15 protein-coding genes are annotated in these 16,516 nt (G+C 57.5%); 7 read left to right on the top strand and 8 right to left on the bottom strand.

Going from position 1 to position 16,516, the window contains the following annotated elements; translation table 11 throughout:
• Positions 1-43: 43 nt before the first annotated feature.
• The gene (locus tag IPH10_08925; protein ID MBK6911031.1) at positions 44-1,300 is read left to right on the top strand and encodes a carboxypeptidase regulatory-like domain-containing protein; all 1,257 of its coding nucleotides are present in this window, start codon (positions 44-46) and stop codon (positions 1,298-1,300) included.
• Positions 1,301-1,992: 692 nt separating this feature from the next.
• Positions 1,993-2,145: a hypothetical protein gene (locus tag IPH10_08920; protein MBK6911030.1), complete on the top strand. Its 153-nt coding sequence runs from the start codon at positions 1,993-1,995 to the stop codon at positions 2,143-2,145.
• A 292-nt stretch (positions 2,146-2,437) separates the two neighbouring features.
• Here the strand turns inward: IPH10_08920 and IPH10_08915 are convergent, their stop codons facing one another.
• Genes IPH10_08915 through IPH10_08880 form a run of 8 tightly spaced genes read right to left on the bottom strand, consistent with a single transcriptional unit; the run spans position 2,438 to position 11,355 of the window.
• Positions 2,438-2,923 carry a response regulator gene (locus tag IPH10_08915; GenBank protein MBK6911029.1) on the bottom strand — a complete coding sequence of 162 codons (486 nt, stop codon included), beginning with the start codon at positions 2,921-2,923 and terminating at the stop codon, positions 2,438-2,440.
• 45 nt (positions 2,924-2,968) lie between these two features.
• Positions 2,969-3,382: a cyclic nucleotide-binding domain-containing protein gene (locus IPH10_08910; protein ID MBK6911028.1), complete on the bottom strand. Its 414-nt coding sequence runs from the start codon at positions 3,380-3,382 to the stop codon at positions 2,969-2,971.
• Entirely contained in the window at positions 3,376-6,213 is a 2,838-nt protein-coding gene (locus IPH10_08905; GenBank protein MBK6911027.1) for a hypothetical protein, read from the bottom strand. Before IPH10_08905 ends, IPH10_08910 begins: the two co-directional genes overlap by 7 nt.
• Before the next feature lie 10 nt (positions 6,214-6,223).
• Positions 6,224-7,534 carry a hypothetical protein gene (locus tag IPH10_08900; GenBank protein MBK6911026.1) on the bottom strand — a complete coding sequence of 437 codons (1,311 nt, stop codon included), beginning with the start codon at positions 7,532-7,534 and terminating at the stop codon, positions 6,224-6,226.
• Between the two features lie 12 nt (positions 7,535-7,546).
• Positions 7,547-9,217, bottom strand: coding sequence for a hypothetical protein (locus tag IPH10_08895; GenBank protein ID MBK6911025.1), 1,671 nt, complete (start codon positions 9,215-9,217; stop codon positions 7,547-7,549).
• A complete protein-coding gene (locus IPH10_08890; GenBank protein ID MBK6911024.1) occupies positions 9,214-10,491 on the bottom strand; it encodes a BamA/TamA family outer membrane protein in 1,278 nt (425 codons plus the stop codon). The genes IPH10_08895 and IPH10_08890 overlap by 4 nt, the downstream gene beginning before the upstream one ends.
• A gap of 1 nt (position 10,492) precedes the next feature.
• Positions 10,493-11,167, bottom strand: a complete 675-nt coding sequence (locus IPH10_08885) for a hypothetical protein (protein ID MBK6911023.1) — start codon at positions 11,165-11,167, stop codon at positions 10,493-10,495.
• A complete protein-coding gene (locus IPH10_08880) occupies positions 11,119-11,355 on the bottom strand; it encodes a hypothetical protein (GenBank protein ID MBK6911022.1) in 237 nt (78 codons plus the stop codon). The genes IPH10_08885 and IPH10_08880 overlap by 49 nt, the downstream gene beginning before the upstream one ends.
• Positions 11,356-11,728: 373 nt before the next feature.
• Between IPH10_08880 and IPH10_08875 the strand changes: the two genes are divergently transcribed.
• The 5 genes from IPH10_08875 (at position 11,729) to IPH10_08855 (ending at position 16,503) form a co-directional block, all read left to right on the top strand.
• Positions 11,729-12,667, top strand: coding sequence for a phosphatase PAP2 family protein (locus IPH10_08875; GenBank protein ID MBK6911021.1), 939 nt, complete (start codon positions 11,729-11,731; stop codon positions 12,665-12,667).
• A gap of 24 nt (positions 12,668-12,691) precedes the next feature.
• Positions 12,692-14,044: a hypothetical protein gene (locus IPH10_08870; protein MBK6911020.1), complete on the top strand. Its 1,353-nt coding sequence runs from the start codon at positions 12,692-12,694 to the stop codon at positions 14,042-14,044.
• Between the two features lie 219 nt (positions 14,045-14,263).
• Positions 14,264-14,464: a hypothetical protein gene (locus IPH10_08865; GenBank protein MBK6911019.1), complete on the top strand. Its 201-nt coding sequence runs from the start codon at positions 14,264-14,266 to the stop codon at positions 14,462-14,464.
• Positions 14,465-14,498: 34 nt separating this feature from the next.
• Positions 14,499-15,212: a hypothetical protein gene (locus IPH10_08860; GenBank protein MBK6911018.1), complete on the top strand. Its 714-nt coding sequence runs from the start codon at positions 14,499-14,501 to the stop codon at positions 15,210-15,212.
• Between the two features lie 13 nt (positions 15,213-15,225).
• Complete coding sequence (locus tag IPH10_08855; GenBank protein MBK6911017.1) at positions 15,226-16,503, top strand: PAS domain S-box protein; 1,278 nt, start codon at positions 15,226-15,228, stop codon at positions 16,501-16,503.
• Positions 16,504-16,516: the final 13 nt, after the last annotated feature.

Genomic DNA, 16,516 nt, shown 5'->3' with positions numbered 1-16,516 from the left:
GGTTGGGTTGTCAGGCTCGGATGTTGTCCTTCGGTGGCAGCCGGTGGCTGGCGCGACCGAGTACAACATCTACAAGGAAACCGCTGAAATCACGGACGTAACGAACCTGTTTCAGTACGCCACGGTCAATGCGCTGACCTTCACCGACAACACGTCGGGCGGACAGCAGTTCTATTACGTGGTTACAGCCGTCGTTCCTGCCGGCGATCTGACGGGTACGATCAATGACACTTCGAACACTGCGGCGCAGGGCGCCCTGGTGTATGCCTCGCTGCAGGGCAACCCGAGCGTTTTCGGTTTGGCCTACACCGATGCCAACGGTAACTATCTGGTCGAGACGCTGCCGGTTGGCACCTACGACGTTTGCGTCTACAAGGTCAATCGCCCCGTCGCCACGACCACCGCGGTGATCACCGAAGGCGGCGTGGTGAACTGGAGCTACACGTGGACCGTCTTCACACGCACGCTGCTTCCGCTGAACGTGTCCGGAACGTTGACCAACGATCAAGTCTACGAATTGACCGGTCCGACTTCCGTGGCTCCGGGCAGCGTATTGGATATTGAAGAGGGTGTCACGATCAACGGCTCGTCGTCCATCAACGCGGACACCGTGAACGTGCTGACGTTCCTCGAAGTAGAAGCCTCTGACGGTGTCAATTCCAATGGAGTGATGAACGTAAACGGCACCAAGTACAAGCCGGTCGTGTTCACGTCCGGCCGCCTGACGGGTACGCCGCGCGACGGCGATTGGGGTGGCTTGATCATCTCCGGCGATGCGCAGAATAACCGTGGCCGCGTCGCGGTCGGCGAAGGCAATACCGGCCCGTTCGGTAACGCGCTGGCGAATGCGTTGAATACTCAAAGCAGCGGTACGGCACAGTATTTCCGCCTCGAGTACGGCGGTTTCCGCTTCACGGAGCGGCACGGACTATCACCACTTCCAGGCGTTCGGCGGCCAGGACGACGGCGTCGAGTTCTTCGGCGGCACGAACAGCATTCACCACGTGGTTATTCAGAACACCGGCGACGACGGTTTCGACTGGACGGACGGCTGGGTCGGCAAGGCCTGGAATGTGGTCGTGTACTGTCGCGGCCAGTTCTCGGACAAGGCCATCGAAGCCGACAACCTCGAAGCCGACAACAACGCGCTGCCGCGTTCGAACGGTTGGCTGTCGAACTTCACGTTGGTTGGTCATCAGGGCAGCCCCGCTGCGAACACCGACCTTCTGAATCCGCGTCGTGGTACGCTGTTCAACTGGTTCAACTTCGTCGTCACGCTGGGTGGCTCGGGCGGTATTGATATGGACAACAGCGCGACGGCAGCGGCTGGCGCGGGCGGTCTGACGCGAATTGACAACTCCCTGTTCTGGGACAACGGCGCTGCGGCGACCGAAGTCATTGACGCCAACACCGGCGCCGGCATCGGCGACGGTCACTTCCGCTGCGAAGACGCGGAGTGGGACAACGTCAACGGCGTCCCTGCCGGCGGTATGACGCTTAACAGCCACATTCTTGCCGCCCCGACGGGTTGGACGCAGAATATCTCGAACTTCCGTGGCACGGGCTTCAGTGGCACAAACGCGACGACCCTGATCGCGGATCCGCTGCTCGTGAACCCGACGGCTTATGACGCCCGTCCGGCCGTGGGTTCGCCCGCGCTGGTGGCAGCCGAATGCCGCGCCTGCCTCGACGCTTGCCCGTTACGGCCTGCCCTACGCCCCTTACCTTGGCGCCTTCAGCGGCCCGAGTGACAACTGGGACGCCGGCTGGTCGCGCTAAGCGTAATTGCGATTATTTCCGATCAACGGCGGGTCCGCGTTTGCGTTGACCCGCCGTTTTGGCCAAAGCTATGACAGCCCTCATTTTTTGGACTGGTGTTACGGCTGCGGCTGCTCGAAAAGCCGGCGCTCCGCGCCGCCATTCCCTGGCATGTTCCCCTCAATGGCCGAGCTGGCCGCGGGGTTGGGGAGGTGCAGGATTGCAGTCTGGAAGGTGAAGGCCTACTGTCTGACCGAGCAGGAATACCGCGACGTTATCCTGTGGGCGAATTTGCCCGCAGCCGAGAAGTGCAAAACATGCCTGTTGAAAGGCGCATGGGGCTGGGTGAAGCGGGATGTTGACAAAGCGTCACGCCGCTATGTATGACTTTGGCAGGCGCGATCTGGCTTCCTCAGACTGGGTAGACGAGCCTGAAGAAGTCCGGACTTACCCGCAGATCAAGGTTCACCGCGGCATTTCGCATGATGGTGACCGTTGACGGCGCTGAAGAGGAAGAATGGCGTCTACTTAACATCGTGCTGGAGTACAATGGCTGGTACAAAGTAATCGCCTATAACGACTGACCGGCGTTCACAAATAGCACGCTGCCTTGCGAAAAGGGTCTACCGAATTGGTAGACCCTTTTTCCATGTGCCGTATGCGCTGCCCCGGACGCGCGCTAAACGAAGGCCTTGACGATCTCCCTGTGCAGCGAGTCGAGATCGCCGTAAGCCTTGTTGATCTCGTCAATCTTCTCCTGCAATTTGCGCATCAACTGCTGCTTCTCCAGTCCATTCCGGAAGATCAGCAGCAGGTCGCTGTTGTCCCACGGCTTCTCGATATACTGAAACAAGCCGACCTCATTGATCGCCTTGATCGCGTTTTCTTTGTCGGCGTAACCGGTCAGCAGAATCCGCGGGACGTCGGGCCGCAACTGCCGCACTTTCGACAGAAAGGTGATGCCATTCATCTCCGGCATGAGATAGTCTGATACAACCAGGCTGATGTCATTGGAAGATGCGACGAAATCCAAGGCCTGATTCGCGGACTTGAACGGCACGCAAGTATAATCGGTCTCAAGCTCGATCAGCGAACGAATGCTGATGAGTACCATTTCCTCGTCGTCCACAAGAACAATAATTTGCGGTGTAACCTTCTCGGACATATCCTCTCCGTTTATCTATGCGTGCTATTTCACGGCGCAACTCGATCAGCCGACCAAATTGCGCAACTTGGATGCCAGAACTTTCAGAACACCCTCGGTAATTCTGGAGTGGTCCGCGAGCAAATCCAGAAAATCCTCTTTGTCAATCCGCAGCAAGTTGCTCTCTTCCGCCGCGACCGCCGTGACGATTCTGGTCTCGTCGTCAAACAGCGCCCACGTTCCGAATACGTCCCGCGGTCCGGCGAGCATCACCTCAATGCCGCCGCGCTGCAGACGAATGCTGCCGTCCAACACAAGATACATCGAGTCCGATATGTCGCCTTCCGCGTAAAGAACTCGCCCCGGCTCGGCCACAACCTCATCGGCGATCATGGCAACGTAGGCCAGATCTTCCAGCGGGATCTTGGCAAAGACATCCACGTCTTGCAAGAAGATGACCTTTTCAACGGTAGTCAACATGGCGGCGTGCTCTGAAGAGCCGTTGGAGTAAGTGCCGAGCGTTTCACGCGGGCGGCGGTTTCGCGTACAACCGAATCGTCGTGAGTCTCGAACGCTGCAGGGTCGTGACTCTCCGCGTCAGGATCCCTGAACCAGCACAAATGGAGTGCGGTGGTTCGCAGCCAATCGTCGTCGCCCCGCAGCAGAATATTGAGCGCTCCGGTTTCAGAAGTCTCTTTGAGTCCAAACAAACTTGCGCCGAATTCGACAAGCTCGGCCCGCCCGGTCCGTTCGGCAATCGGGATAAGCGCTGCCCGCATGCCCGGCCGCAGGATCAATTCGAGCAGCTCAATCGCGTTCGCCCGTTGATCAGGCACATCGCTCGTCACGCCGAGGTAGGCGTGATACATGTCCTTCGGTGGATGCTCGAGCCCGAGCAGCCTGAAGATACGTTCGAGACCACTCGTCAACTTCTCATGCAGCGTACGAACAAGCAACTGGCGCGCTACCGCCTGGCCCGTCGCCGCGTCGCGCGTCGGCGCGCGCTCCACGCAATCGAGCACGAACGTGAGCTCGTAGTAACTGCGAATCTCCGCCCAAATCACGGGGTCAAGTCTTTTTGCTTTGATCTTCAGACTTGCGTCCCGACTGCGCATGCGGTTCAGGGCGCGTATCACTTCGTACCGCAGCTTGACATGCTGCATCCCGAGGCATTCCGTCAACAGCGCGAAGCAACGCTGCGTGCCAATCATGGACAGGATTCGGGGAATCTCAAAGCGTTCGCGGTAATTCGCCTTCGCGTCGCGCAAGACGTTGGCCAACCTCTCGGCGATCGGCTCACCGTATTCGGACAGCGCTTCACGCGCATTCTTCCGGAGGCGTTTGTCGCTAAGTTGACTTACCAGCACACCCACGAAGCGCTCATCACGGGTGCGCCCCGCACTCAGCGCTGCGTGCGAAGCGACCTCGGGCGAATCGGACTCGAGCAGCCGTTCAACGCAATACCCAAATTCGACCTGCGGTGCAATGCTCAAAGCCTCCGCCATGGCCAGTCCAATCTCGGGGGAATGCGAATCTTTCTCAATGGCCGTACAGAACTCGCCATAAAACTCGCGTAAATCTACGGCCCCGCGGAATGCGTTGTCCGACGCCCACTCTTTGGCCGCGGCCACAATGGTAGCGGCGGTCACCCGGTCGTCCTGGCGGCTGATGAACTGCTGGATGCTCTGCGTCTTATCATTAGAGCGCCGCAGCAGGTATCTTGTTGCAGCCACCCGCACCTCCGCCAGCTCGTGCAGTTGGTGCGCGGTCGCATGCGTGGTCAGATCCACCGCAGGAATCGTGCGCGCAATGCGATAGACCCGCCTGAGGACACCGCCGGTGCTCGTGCCGGCGAGTCTGGTGAGATGCAACGCAAGCCGCTTGTCGCCCATGTTTTCTAGATAGCCCAGTGCCATCAGAAGCTGCTTGTCGTTCTTGCTGTCGAGCAATCCAATCAGGTGATCGGCCCGCAAGGAAGAGTATATTTCGTAGGACAGGTCTTCGGGCTGGATGGCTCGCTTGCTGATCGCCTGCCGGAAAGCATTCAGGTAATCCGTTCTCGCCAGATAGACCAGGCCTATCCACACGACGGCCAGACCCAAAATCATCGCGCTGAGCTCACGCGGTCCCGCGAAATCCCAGAACATGAGCAGCAACACGATCGCACCGGCAAGCCCCGTCGCAAAATTGTCAATCGCCACATCCACAAGCACCTTCACGCGATTCTTGAGGCGCATCGGTACCGGCAGACCCAGCAGCTCAAGTCCGGCCTTATGCAGCGACTGTTTGAGCCCGCCTTCGCCTACTTTCAAAGCGGACGCGGCCCAGAGCGTCGGAAAGAGCATCACGGTTCCCGCGCCGGCAACGACCACAACCGGCAGAAACGTCAGGGCGGAGACAACTCCGAACGATTTCAGGATACGGCTCGTCGCCAGAATCTGGATCAAGAACGATGCGATGCTCAGACTTGACATCCAAAAACCAAAAAAGGCCGTCATCTCGTCTGAATTCGAAATCGACTGCGAGGCCATCACACTGAATTGGTAATCAATCAGCGTTCCCACAACCACGCCGATGCCGACAATGCCTGATAGATAGAGGACCAGCCGCGACTGTAACAGCAGACTCCACGGGCTCGGCTCTTCCCAGCGCGCCCGCTGCCGATCCTGCCGCCGCATGCGTTCGCCGTATGTAGCGTGGGCGCTCCGCTTCCAAATGAAGTATTGGAGCACCAGGCACAGAGCCAGAAACACCATACACAGGTGCAGCATACCGGTCGTGTGAAGCGTGGCCACGAGCACCGAAGTCAGGTAGCCGCCCACGATCCCGCCAGCAATCGCGCCGGAGCCGATCACGCTGAACAACCGCTTCGCCTCGCGCGCGTTGAAAACGTAATTCGCGAGCAGCCAGAATTGCGTCGTCGTGATCAGGCCGAAGATAGTAACCCATACATAAAACGCAAAAATGAACCACTCGGCTGCGTAGTCAATATACAAGAGAAACCAGATACACAACAGACACGCGATTGAGGCCAGCGTGGTGACCGCGATCAACCGGTTCAGCCTAATGCGCTTAGACGCCTTGTTGTAGAAGAGCACGAACAGCGGCGTGATCAAGGCGATGAGGAGAAATACGTACGGCAGTGTGCCCGGGCCATGCGTTGTCAACAGCAGCGACGTTCTGACCGGCTTGACGATCGTCAGTGAAGCGATCAGAAGAAAACTATAGGAGAACATCAGCGCCGAGCGAACTTCTTCGCCCGGCCGCACGTCAAACAGTTTTCTTAGAAACGAAATGACCACCGCGCTCATGTTTGCTATTCTACTTTGCCGCCAGTTCGTCGAAGCGACGGCCCGCGTAGCGTACCGACCACAACCACAACACGACGAGCACCGCGGTCAACAAAGATAAGTATCGGATGCTGTCGAAGTCAACGAAGATCGTCGTCACAGCCAAACTGACGCCCACCGCGAGCGCCTTGGCGAAGCGCTGCACGAACATATCAATGAACGCCTTTGCCTTGTATTTCTCGTCAACAGTCGTCGGAACATACAACGTTTCCTTCGAAGACTGATTGATCGAGTAGCTGAAGCCGTTGTCCAGCGTGTTCAGCGAGCTCCCGACCCACAGAACAGGGAAGAGCAGAAAACCGGTCGAACCGGCCAGCATGGCAACCGGCAAGACCATCAGTGCGGTGGTCAACCCGAAACGCGTCATGACAAAGCTCGTCAAAAAGAGCTGAACGATCATGGAAACCCAATTGGTCACAGCAAAGACCAGCGAGAACTGCCGACCGATGGCAGCGCCATCCAGAAAGTGCGATACGGTCGCCGTGAATTGGAAATCCAGCAACGTAGACACGATTTCGTAAAGCCCCACCACGCCGGCAATCGCCAGCAGATATCGGGATCTCATGACCAGCGCGGCGCCTTCGACGGCCGGGTTACCGTGTTTGCCCTGTTCGATTGAGGGCAAATCAGCCGCCGCCTCACGTCGCGAGTTGATCAATCGTCCGGCGGTCATCGCAATCAGCATGATGACAATCGCGACGGCCAGGCAAACCCACAGCCAATCGCTGCTTGCCATGCTGTCAATCCACAGTCGAACCGCGCTCGTACCGAACACGCCGCCCGCGACTCCACCTAAACCGATCAATCCATAGAGGCGTTTCGCCTCCGCCGCAGTCACGCTATCATTTAAGAACACGAAAAATGTCGCGACCATCAACGTGCTGTATAAATCACCGAACAGATAGAACGTCCAGACCGTCACAGCACCGGGTGCGGCGATTGCCCCGGCGTAAACTGCAAACCCGGCCAAAAAGAACGCGCTGAAGCAATACGTTAGCTGCTGTCTGCGAAAGTGCCGGCTTAGCCAGGTGAATATGATCACGGCAAAGATCGCCACGATCATGTTGAGCACTTTAGCCACGAGTTCCGCCTGTGATGCGGTCATGTGCCAACTCTGAAGCGTCAGGCCGGCGGCGTCATAGTATTGTATGAACAGCGCCTTCTTGATCGGCTTCAGAATCCAGAAGCTCGTAATGACTAAGAAGAAGTAGCCGAACATCAGCAGCGCGAGCGGGAGCTCGTGGCGCCGGATATCAAGCACGGCCTTAAAGGGATTGCTCAAAGTGCGTTCTGTCTATGATTCCCGTTCGATTCCAACTATCACGTGTGCTCCGCCGCGGCCCTCAATGTAGGCCACTGTCGAGTGACTCCAGCCGTGCCCGCGCGAAACCTGAATCTCGACGGCGAGTTGATCGCTGCCATCCGTAAGCGGCGGCATAAGATCGGGACCGATGACGAATCCTTCGGGCACGGGCTGCCACGAGCCGATACTCTTGCCGTTCAAATACGTCCTAAACCGATACGCCGATGCACTTTGGCTCTCAATACCACTTGCCACAGCCAAATCGTCGAACGCGAGGCCGTCTTCGGTCAACGCAATGTGATCAATTGGCGCGACTCTGCTGAACCAATAGCGGCACACGATGTCGCGCCGCTCCAGCAACACGCGAATGAGATACTCTTCGGCGGCCTTGTCACGGTAATTGGCCGACTGCACCGCCGCGCGTATCTGCGGTTCGGTGAATGACGCCACAATCTTAGCGCCCCAGTAAGCATCGCGCGGAGTGTAATACTCGAATGCGCGCGTGGGAAAGATGAACTTGAAGCTCTTTGGATGAAAATTCTCGGCGCTGAACCGACCGATCTCGGGATACTCAACCGGTTCCTGATGGTCGCGAGGCCGCCTTACCAGTCCAAGTTCGAGTGACTTGTTCAACAAGTGCACCGGGTCCATATACGGCTCCGAGCCGCGATCCGCGGGCTTCGCACCGCCCGGATGGCTGCCCAGCGCCGCGCCAAAGTCAATCAGGTAGTGCCGCACAAAGTGAATACCGTCAGCTTCTTCATACCCGTCCAGAAAATTACTCACATTGGTATCATAGTGGCCCAGCCACGCGAAGATGACGCGCATGCCGCGCAGCTCCCGCCGATGTTCATGCGGACATAGATCATTGGGATCATCATGCCGCGTCCCCTTCAGGAGAAAAGGCCCAATCGGCTTGCCGTCAATGTACTTGCTGGCCATGCCCTGGACCTTGCCGTCGTCGGTAAGCTGAACCTTGGCGAGAACGTCCGCCAAATCCTGCTCAGTCATCGTCCGTTTGACACCGTCCGCACCCGTGAACTTGACTCCCTCGCCGACTTTCAATATCGTGGGATCAAACGTCACGAGGTAATTCTCCGGCACGTTGTAGCCCGCGGCATAGAACAGCTTCGTGACAATGATGTCGGTCGTGCTGTTCAGACCGTTGTTGCCGGGTGGATCGAGTTTGATGACGTAGGAATCGCCGCGCGTGTCGCGAATTGTGAAACCGGGCGTCACACCAACGGTCTTCGCGCGAATAACCGTCCAACCGCCGGACTGATCCGGTCCGTCAACGGTATTGGGCCCGCGCAGCACGGCGGCGGGTTCCATCGGCGACGTGAAATTGCGGTTCGTGAACCAACTCGAGTTGTCCACTTCATCCAACGCATTCGCGTTGAGTGCTTCCTTCGGCGCGCCGACCGCTTTACGCATCCAACGGCTGAAATCAAACAGATCCGCGCCGGGCTGTATCATCTGTCGCTGGAAACCGTCCCACAGAATATCCGTGTCCACCTCCTCGGGGCAGACGGGAACATCCGTGCGGTCATCCGGCAGAGGAGGCGGCGGTATAAAGCGCCGTGAGCTTGCACACCCAGCAAGTCCGAGCCAGATACACAGCCCGATCAGGGAGCCGATGCGGTATGCGTATCGTCGGGTCACGGCGTATTCAGAGTGAAGTAGAAGCGATAGCTCTCTTGACTGAAAGCAATCTCCGTTTTTGCAATCAAGGTCGTCGCGTTGTAGAATCTGAAGCCGCCGCCGTAGCCAATTTGCCAGACAGCGAATCGCGCATCCTCAAACACGTCATGGGCCACCTGCCCGCCGTCCACAAACACGACGGCATCCACGAGCTTCGCCCACGGAATCCAAACGGGATACCGGTACTCCGCCGAACCGAGTACATAGTCGTTGTCTCGAAAGCGACCACGCGTCAATCCGCGCACGGTGCCGTAGCTCCCGATTTCCGCCAAATGATAAAATGGAATGTCATGTCCTTCGGCGGCCTGAGTCATTTCGCCCGCGCCGCGCAGCACGAGCACGCGGTCATGGAAGAGGTGCAAATGCTGCGTGAAATCCAAACTGGTCTTCCAGAAGCTCTGACGATCTCCGTGCAGGTCATGGAAGAACAAGCCAGCGATCTTTCCAATCCGTCCCGCGGTCGGATGTCCCGGATCGTTGGCATCGTCGAAACGAAGTGAGAGTTCTGTACCTTGAAACCGGTTCTTGTCCTTGAATCCCGGCAATGACGCCTGGGAATAGTAGTCGTTGATCGTCGGCGTGAACCCGTTGCGTCCTGCGAAGATGCTTGTATTGCTGATGCCGATATCCAGCTTCGCGCGAAAGAACCTGTTCAGCCGCTTCGCAATCGAGAATTCAAACAGCACGTCCTCTTCCGAGTAGACGACTTTGTCGTCCGTCGCAGCTTCAGGCCCGACGCCGTAAAAGGCTTCCGCAGTCAGAGAACGGTAGCGGATCGAGTACTCGGTGGTCAGTGCGGTCCCCAGAGGAACGTCAGACCATTCAACGGAGTAGAGCTGCCTTCCGTCGAGCCACGATGACGCGGTCGTAATCAGCGCCGCGCCTTTCGTAAGGCAGTCTAATCTTGTGAAGCGCAGTCCCGCGCCCGTTCGTGGAGCATAGACCGGCGTGAATCCGGCGCCGCCCACGACACTTACGATCTTGTCAACCACTCCTGTCTGAACGAGGTAGACACCGGCATAACCCAGGCCCAGCACGGTGTAGCGCACCGGCGCATAGGCAAGCTGTCCCGGAAACGAAACGACCTTTTCCAATGTGGAATTCGCCGCAAGTCGTTTTCGTCCGGCCTGCGCGGAGTCCACCGGCTGCGTCGTCGCCGCAGCGTAGGGTACGGCCAGGAGCAGCAGCGCCCACACGTGCCACCGGCACATCCACGGCGCCCAACTTAGGCTCATCTCAGAGCGCGCTGACATCAGACCTGTTTGCGTCAATCGGGAGCAGTATGGTGAATGTTGTCCCCTTGTCAACCTCGCTCTTTACGGTAATGGTCCCGCCGTGCGCCTGCACAATCGAGTTGACAATAAACAGTCCCAAACCCGTGCCGACGCCCACGCGTTTCGTAGTGAATCCCGGTTCAAATATTTTGTCAATATACTCCGGTGCGATCCCCTTGCCGGTGTCGGCGAATTCCACGCGGATCGAACCGTCCTCGACGCCGGTCGTAATTGTGATTTCTCCGCCGTCCTCCATCGCCTGCCGTGAGTTCACCAACAGGTTCAGAAAGACCTGATTCAATTGCCCGGGGTAGCACATGATCGCCGGAATCTCACCGAATTTCTTGACGATCCGAATATTATGCCTGATTTCGTGATCAATCAGCGTCAGCGTGTCCTCAATCCCCTCGTGCAAATCGGCGACGGTGCGTTCAGCTTCATCGATACGCGCGAAGCTCCGCAAGTGCCGAACGATATTCAGAACGCGCATCGTCCCGTTGCTGATCACGCGATTCGCGTCGTCAATGATCGCTAGCGTCGCGGCGACGCCGGGCTCGTCCAGGACGGAGTTCTTCGCGCCGTCGCAGGTCAAATTGCACTTGAGCTTGTCCAGCGCTTTGACCAAAGTCGCGTGCATACTCCCAACGCACCGATCGGTGAATTGATCTCATGCGCGACGCCCGCTACGAGCATGCCGATGGTGGCCAGCTTCTCAGAGTGAATCAGTTGGGCCTGCGTCTGCTGCAACTGCGCTTTCACAGTCTCCAACTCCAGCCTGAGCCTGTCAAGATCGTCGTTGGCGCTGTGTTCGTTTTGTGCTTCCATAAAATCCTGTTCAGGGGACTTGAATGAATTCTTGAAAAACTTGGTCCCAACCCATTAAAACGACATAGCAGTCGGAAATCACGTTAAGAAGTGACTCTGTCCGTGCGTCTTCGTTCAATTATAGCAAGATTACCTGAGAATAGCATGCTAAAACTGCTTGTACCGATGCTCACAAAGAGGTTATTCGAAAAGGAATTGAGATCAGAGTGCTCATTCGGTCAGCGACTTAGACATAAAATTAATATTTACAATATTATAGAACAACAAGCGCTAATTGGATGGAGTATCTGTCACTATTGAATTAGTGCAAAATCAAGCGTACATACTGATATCGTGGCGAAAGCTGTCTCTATTCACGAAACCATCGAAACCATTGAATATCTGCAGGGCTTTTGGTATTTCGGCGTTTGTACTTCTGCTCGTCGTTTCGGCCCAGGGCCAGGAGATTCGATTCAAGCGTGGTCTCAGTGTGGGTTCGAGTCCGCCGCCGGTAGCTCTCAGCTCGGCTGACAGCCAACGTATCGCCACAAAGCCGTACGGGACGCGGCTCTTCGGCAAGTCGGCCTTCTCCCGCAACATCTTGGGAGATATGAAATTTGTCGCACGGACCGGGCTGTCTGATGTGGCCTGGGTCTACTCTTCACCGGCCCGTTTTCACCCGCGCACGCTGAAGTACCTCGCTGGCATCGTTGCCGTCGGAGCCGGAATCTACTTCTTGGACGACGAGATCAGCGCCGGACTGCACCGCAACAAGGATCATTGGAGCATCGAGCCCTTCCACGAAGCCGGGGAGTTTCTGGAACCGGTCGGTCGGCAAGGAACGATGAATAAGTACATTCTCGGCACCGCCGTGGTCTCCTACCTGGTCGGGTTTGAGTGGCTGTCGCGGATGAGTTCTGAAATCCTCGAAAGCTACCTCATCGCGGGACCTCCCAAGGTGATTGTCAACAAGATCACCGGCCGCCCGCGCCCCATCGAGGGTTATCGCTCGAATCACTGGGACTTTTTCGAACCCGGCCAGTCGTTTTTTTCAGGTCACGCTTCCCACGCTTTCCAGATCGCGCGCATCGCCGACGAGCACATTCATTTTGTCCCGATGGACGTTGTCCTCTACATGGGCGCGGCATCCGTTGCAGTGCAGCGTGTGGACTCACGCTGGCACTGGGCATCCGATGTTTGGGTCGGCGGGGCCTACGGTTTCGCCGTCGCCGACGCGCTCGTTGGCCGTCACCGGATGAAGTGGATGACCGTGCGCCCCTTCAGCGGCGGACCGGACGATCCGGCCGGGCTGTGGCTCTCGATTCGCCTTTAAATCCTTCCGCAACAACAACACATCATGGTCGCAGTAAGTACATACACCTCCCGCAGCTCGATATCCCGAAACTGGACGGTCCTTGCGCTGACAGTTTGCATCCTGGCCGTGGCCCCGCATCGGTTGACGGCGCAGATGCAAAATCTCTACGTCAGCGGCTTCGCCAGTCAGGGCTTCGTAACGACTTCTGCCAACCAGCTCCTGGTTGCCCGTTCCGCCAAGGGCAGTTTCGAGTACAACGAGGTGGGCACGACTGTCCTCGCGACGCCGACGGAGCGCTTGCGCGTCGGCATTCAATTTTTGGCTCGCGATTTGGGTTTGGAGGGCAACAACCAAGTCTTCATTGATTGGGCCGGCGGCGACTACCAATGGCGTGATTACTTGGGCGTGCGCGTCGGGAAGATCAAAGTCCCGCTTGGCTTTTACAATCAGGGCCGCGACATTGACATGCTGCGCACCGCCGTCCTCTTGCCGCAGTGCGTCTACAACGAAGGCCTGCGCGACTTCGCCTTGGCCCACGAAGGGGTGAGCCTTTACGGGAATTTACCGCTGCACAAATCCGGCTATTGCGATTACGAGCTCTGGTGCGGTACGCTGAATATTCCAAATCCCAAGAATGGCTTCTGGGGCGGCAACTTCCGGGTCGGAGGGGCGAGCTCGGTATACCCGGTTGGCTTCGAGGCCGCCGCGGAGTACGGCGCCGATCCTAACTCCGTCGCCGTCGAATACCTTGGATCCTTCAACGAAAAAGTCCTCTTTCCGGTCGTCTATGGCGGCGCGTTTGTCTGGTCTCCGCCGGTGCCCGGTCTGCGTATGGGCACCACGTTTCTTGTTGGCGAATTTGAAATGTCGACCGATTGGAATTACGCCGTCACGCTTACGGACTCCAATGGGCACCCACGCGATTTCACGCGGCAGATTCACTATAGTGACGAGTTCGACATCGAGCAAATGGCCACCTTCTCCGCGGAATACGTTCACAAGTGTCTGACCGCGGCGGCCGAGTTTAATTCCAACGTCATGAACTCGGGAAGGGCAGGCACTGGCCGCGAGGAAGGCTATTACGGAATGTTAAGCTGCCGCACCAACAAGTGGCTGACTTGCGGCATGTACTACAGCGTCTACTACCCGCGTGTCAACGACCGTGACGGCGATTTCGCGGTAATGCAAGGGTGGCCGGACTACGCCGGATGGGAAAAGGACCTCGTCCTGAGCACCCGCATTGACATCAATCCCAACATGATGGTTAAGGCGGAGTATCATTATCTGGACGGTGTGGCGCTTCGCGAAGGGCAGGCTCTGTTTGACGGTGCGCGAGCCGGCACGCTGGATCGCTATTGGCATGCGCTCCTCTTGAAAACGACCGTGCACTTCTGATGCGATACGCACGAACCACCGCCGTTCTAACAATCTTGCTCGCTCTGGCCTCCGTCGGATGGTCGGCGGAAATTATTGTATTTGCGAACAAGAACGTGCCCGACTCCGAACTACAGCGCGAGTCCATCGAGCGTATCTACCTTGGCAAGAAGTCGCAGTGGTCCGACGGCTCACATTGTGCCCGTCGTGCTGCGGTCAGGGGCAACACACTCGGCGTTTGTGAAAAAGTACCTTGACCGCGACGCCTCACAGTTCTCCACGTTTTGGAAGCAAGCCGTCTTTACGGGCCGGGGCCTGCCGCCCAAATCATTTGAAACAGAAGCCGAATTGATCGAGTTTGTCAGTGAAACACCTGGCGCCATCGGTTACGCGTCGTATCTGCCAACGTCCAAACCTATCCGCCGGATCGCTGTAAAATGAGCGAATAGCCCGCGATTCACGACCGAACAACCTTATGAGATTCACGCACAAGATCATGTCCATGCCGTTGCTCGCCGCAATGGCATTTGTCGTTATATACGGCATATCCTACATTCAGGCCGAACAAAACGCGCGGCTCGCCGACCGCATTGAGCTGAAGGCCTTTCCGGCAGTCCGTTTGAGCAACGAGCTTGCTACGCTGACCCTTCAGATTCAACACGTCTTCCAAACCTCAATTGTCTTGCAGGATGCGGACATGCTGTTTGAGGCTGATGAAATGCGTCTCCGGCAGGTGTCGTTGCAGGACTCGCTGCGGGTGCTGTTGCCTGAGCATTCCGCGCTGTTGCTCGAAACCAATCGGGCCTTTGAATCTTACTATGACCTTGCGCGCGCCCTGACGCTGCAACTGATAGCAAGCGAGCTTAACGAGGCGCAGTTTCCCAAAGTGGAGGACATGAACCGGCGCTATGAGAACCTGACCGCGCTTCAGCGGGAACTTGGCCAGCGGCTCGCGGGCGGCATGAACGCCGCGTTCCACGACGCCCGCAGTTCACGCGCCAAATCCCAATCGCACATGCGCCTTGCGATTGTCTTTTGCCTTGGTATGCTGTTCATGATCACCGTCGGTCTGATCAGCTCGGTCCTGCGTCCTTTGCGCCGAATTTCCGCGGTCACCGAGTCTATCGCACACGGTAAGCTCGACGCGGTCTTTGACTACCGCTCACGGATGAACTCGGCGCCTGGCTGATAGCGTACGCAGGATGCAGCAGGCGCTCATTGTGGACATTTCCGAGCGTGAGCGCGTCGAGGCGGCATTGCGCGCCAGCGAAGAACGCTATCGCGGAATCTTCGAACACGCCACAGCCGGAATCATCCGGTCGTCGCCCGATGGCAAAGTGATCACTGCCAACCGTGCCCTCGTGAAAATGCTGGGCTACGATTCCGATGAGCATGCCCGCTCGGAAGTCACCAACATCGGCGAGCAGGTATACAGCAACCCAGCCGAACGGCAGCAGGTCATGGCGGCCTTGGCCCGCGACGGTCAGCTCACTGGCGAGTACGTCTTTCGGCGGCGTGACCGATCCGAGTTCTTTGTCGAAATGAGCTTATGGGCGGAACGCGATGGCCACGGATCCGTCAAGGCGATTGAGGGCATCGTCACCGATATCACCGACCGCAAGGCTACCGAGCTCGCCTTGAAGCACGCCATGTCTGACCTTGAGACCTCTTACGCACAACTCGAACGAACGAACGACGACTTGAGCAACGCAAACCTCGAACTCCGCCTAACGCAGGCACAACTCGTCCAATCCGAGAAGATGGCCTCGATGAGCCTGTTCGTCGCCGGTATGTCGCACGAGTTCAACAATCCGATTTCCGCCGTTCAAAGTTCAAGCATGAATATTCGTTCGTGCGTCGCCAAACTCGAGGCCAACGTGAAGGCGCTGCCCGAGTCCGACCAAACGCGTGCGATTGACAGGCTGCTGTCTTTGCTGCTCCAAAGTGAGCGCGTGGTGTCAGAGGGTTCGAACCGCGTCGCGCAGATTGTGGCCAAGATGAAGAGTTTTGTGAAGCTGGACGAAGCGGAACGGCAACTCTACGACGTGAACAGGAGCATTGAAGATACGCTGGCCGTCTTCGAGCAAGAGCGCAAACCTGACATCGAAATCGTAAAAGAACTCGCCGACCTGCCGCGTATTCTTTGCCATCCGGCCAAATTGAACCAGATGATCCTGCAATTGCTGAGCAATGCCAATCACGCGGTCTCGTCGAGCGGCCAGATCCGCATTCGCACATTTGCCGGGGCAGAAAACGTGGTCGTGGAAATCGCCGACAATGGCATCGGCATTCCGCAGGACAAATTGTCCCGGATCTTCGAGCCGGGCTACACGACTTGGGGCGTGGGTGTCGGCGTCGGCCTCGGACTCTCGATCGTCCACCAGATTGTCGAAGAGCACTCCGGCGCCATTCAAGTCGAATCCGCCGCCGGTCAGGGCACGACCTTCCGCATCTCACTCCCTCGCGCGGAAAGCAGTTAATTCGGCACTTCAC

Source organism: bacterium (genome assembly GCA_016702305.1).
Taxonomy (GTDB): domain Bacteria; phylum Electryoneota; class RPQS01; order RPQS01; family RPQS01; genus JABWCQ01.
The sequence above is the reverse complement of the archived record's forward strand: the minus strand, read 5'-3'. Positions and strand labels throughout refer to the sequence as shown.

Coding starts and splice junctions, on each gene's coding strand:
- IPH10_08885 (MBK6911023.1), bottom strand. CDS start 11,167: ATGCACGCGACTTTGGTCAAAGCGCTGGACAAGCTCAAGTGCAATTTG.
- IPH10_08870 (MBK6911020.1), top strand. CDS start 12,692: ATGGTCGCAGTAAGTACATACACCTCCCGCAGCTCGATATCCCGAAAC.
- IPH10_08890 (MBK6911024.1), bottom strand. CDS start 10,491: ATGAGCCTAAGTTGGGCGCCGTGGATGTGCCGGTGGCACGTGTGGGCG.
- IPH10_08855 (MBK6911017.1), top strand. CDS start 15,226: ATGCAGCAGGCGCTCATTGTGGACATTTCCGAGCGTGAGCGCGTCGAG.
- IPH10_08905 (MBK6911027.1), bottom strand. CDS start 6,213: ATGAGCGCGGTGGTCATTTCGTTTCTAAGAAAACTGTTTGACGTGCGG.
- IPH10_08860 (MBK6911018.1), top strand. CDS start 14,499: ATGAGATTCACGCACAAGATCATGTCCATGCCGTTGCTCGCCGCAATG.
- IPH10_08915 (MBK6911029.1), bottom strand. CDS start 2,923: ATGTCCGAGAAGGTTACACCGCAAATTATTGTTCTTGTGGACGACGAG.
- IPH10_08910 (MBK6911028.1), bottom strand. CDS start 3,382: ATGTTGACTACCGTTGAAAAGGTCATCTTCTTGCAAGACGTGGATGTC.
- IPH10_08880 (MBK6911022.1), bottom strand. CDS start 11,355: ATGGAAGCACAAAACGAACACAGCGCCAACGACGATCTTGACAGGCTC.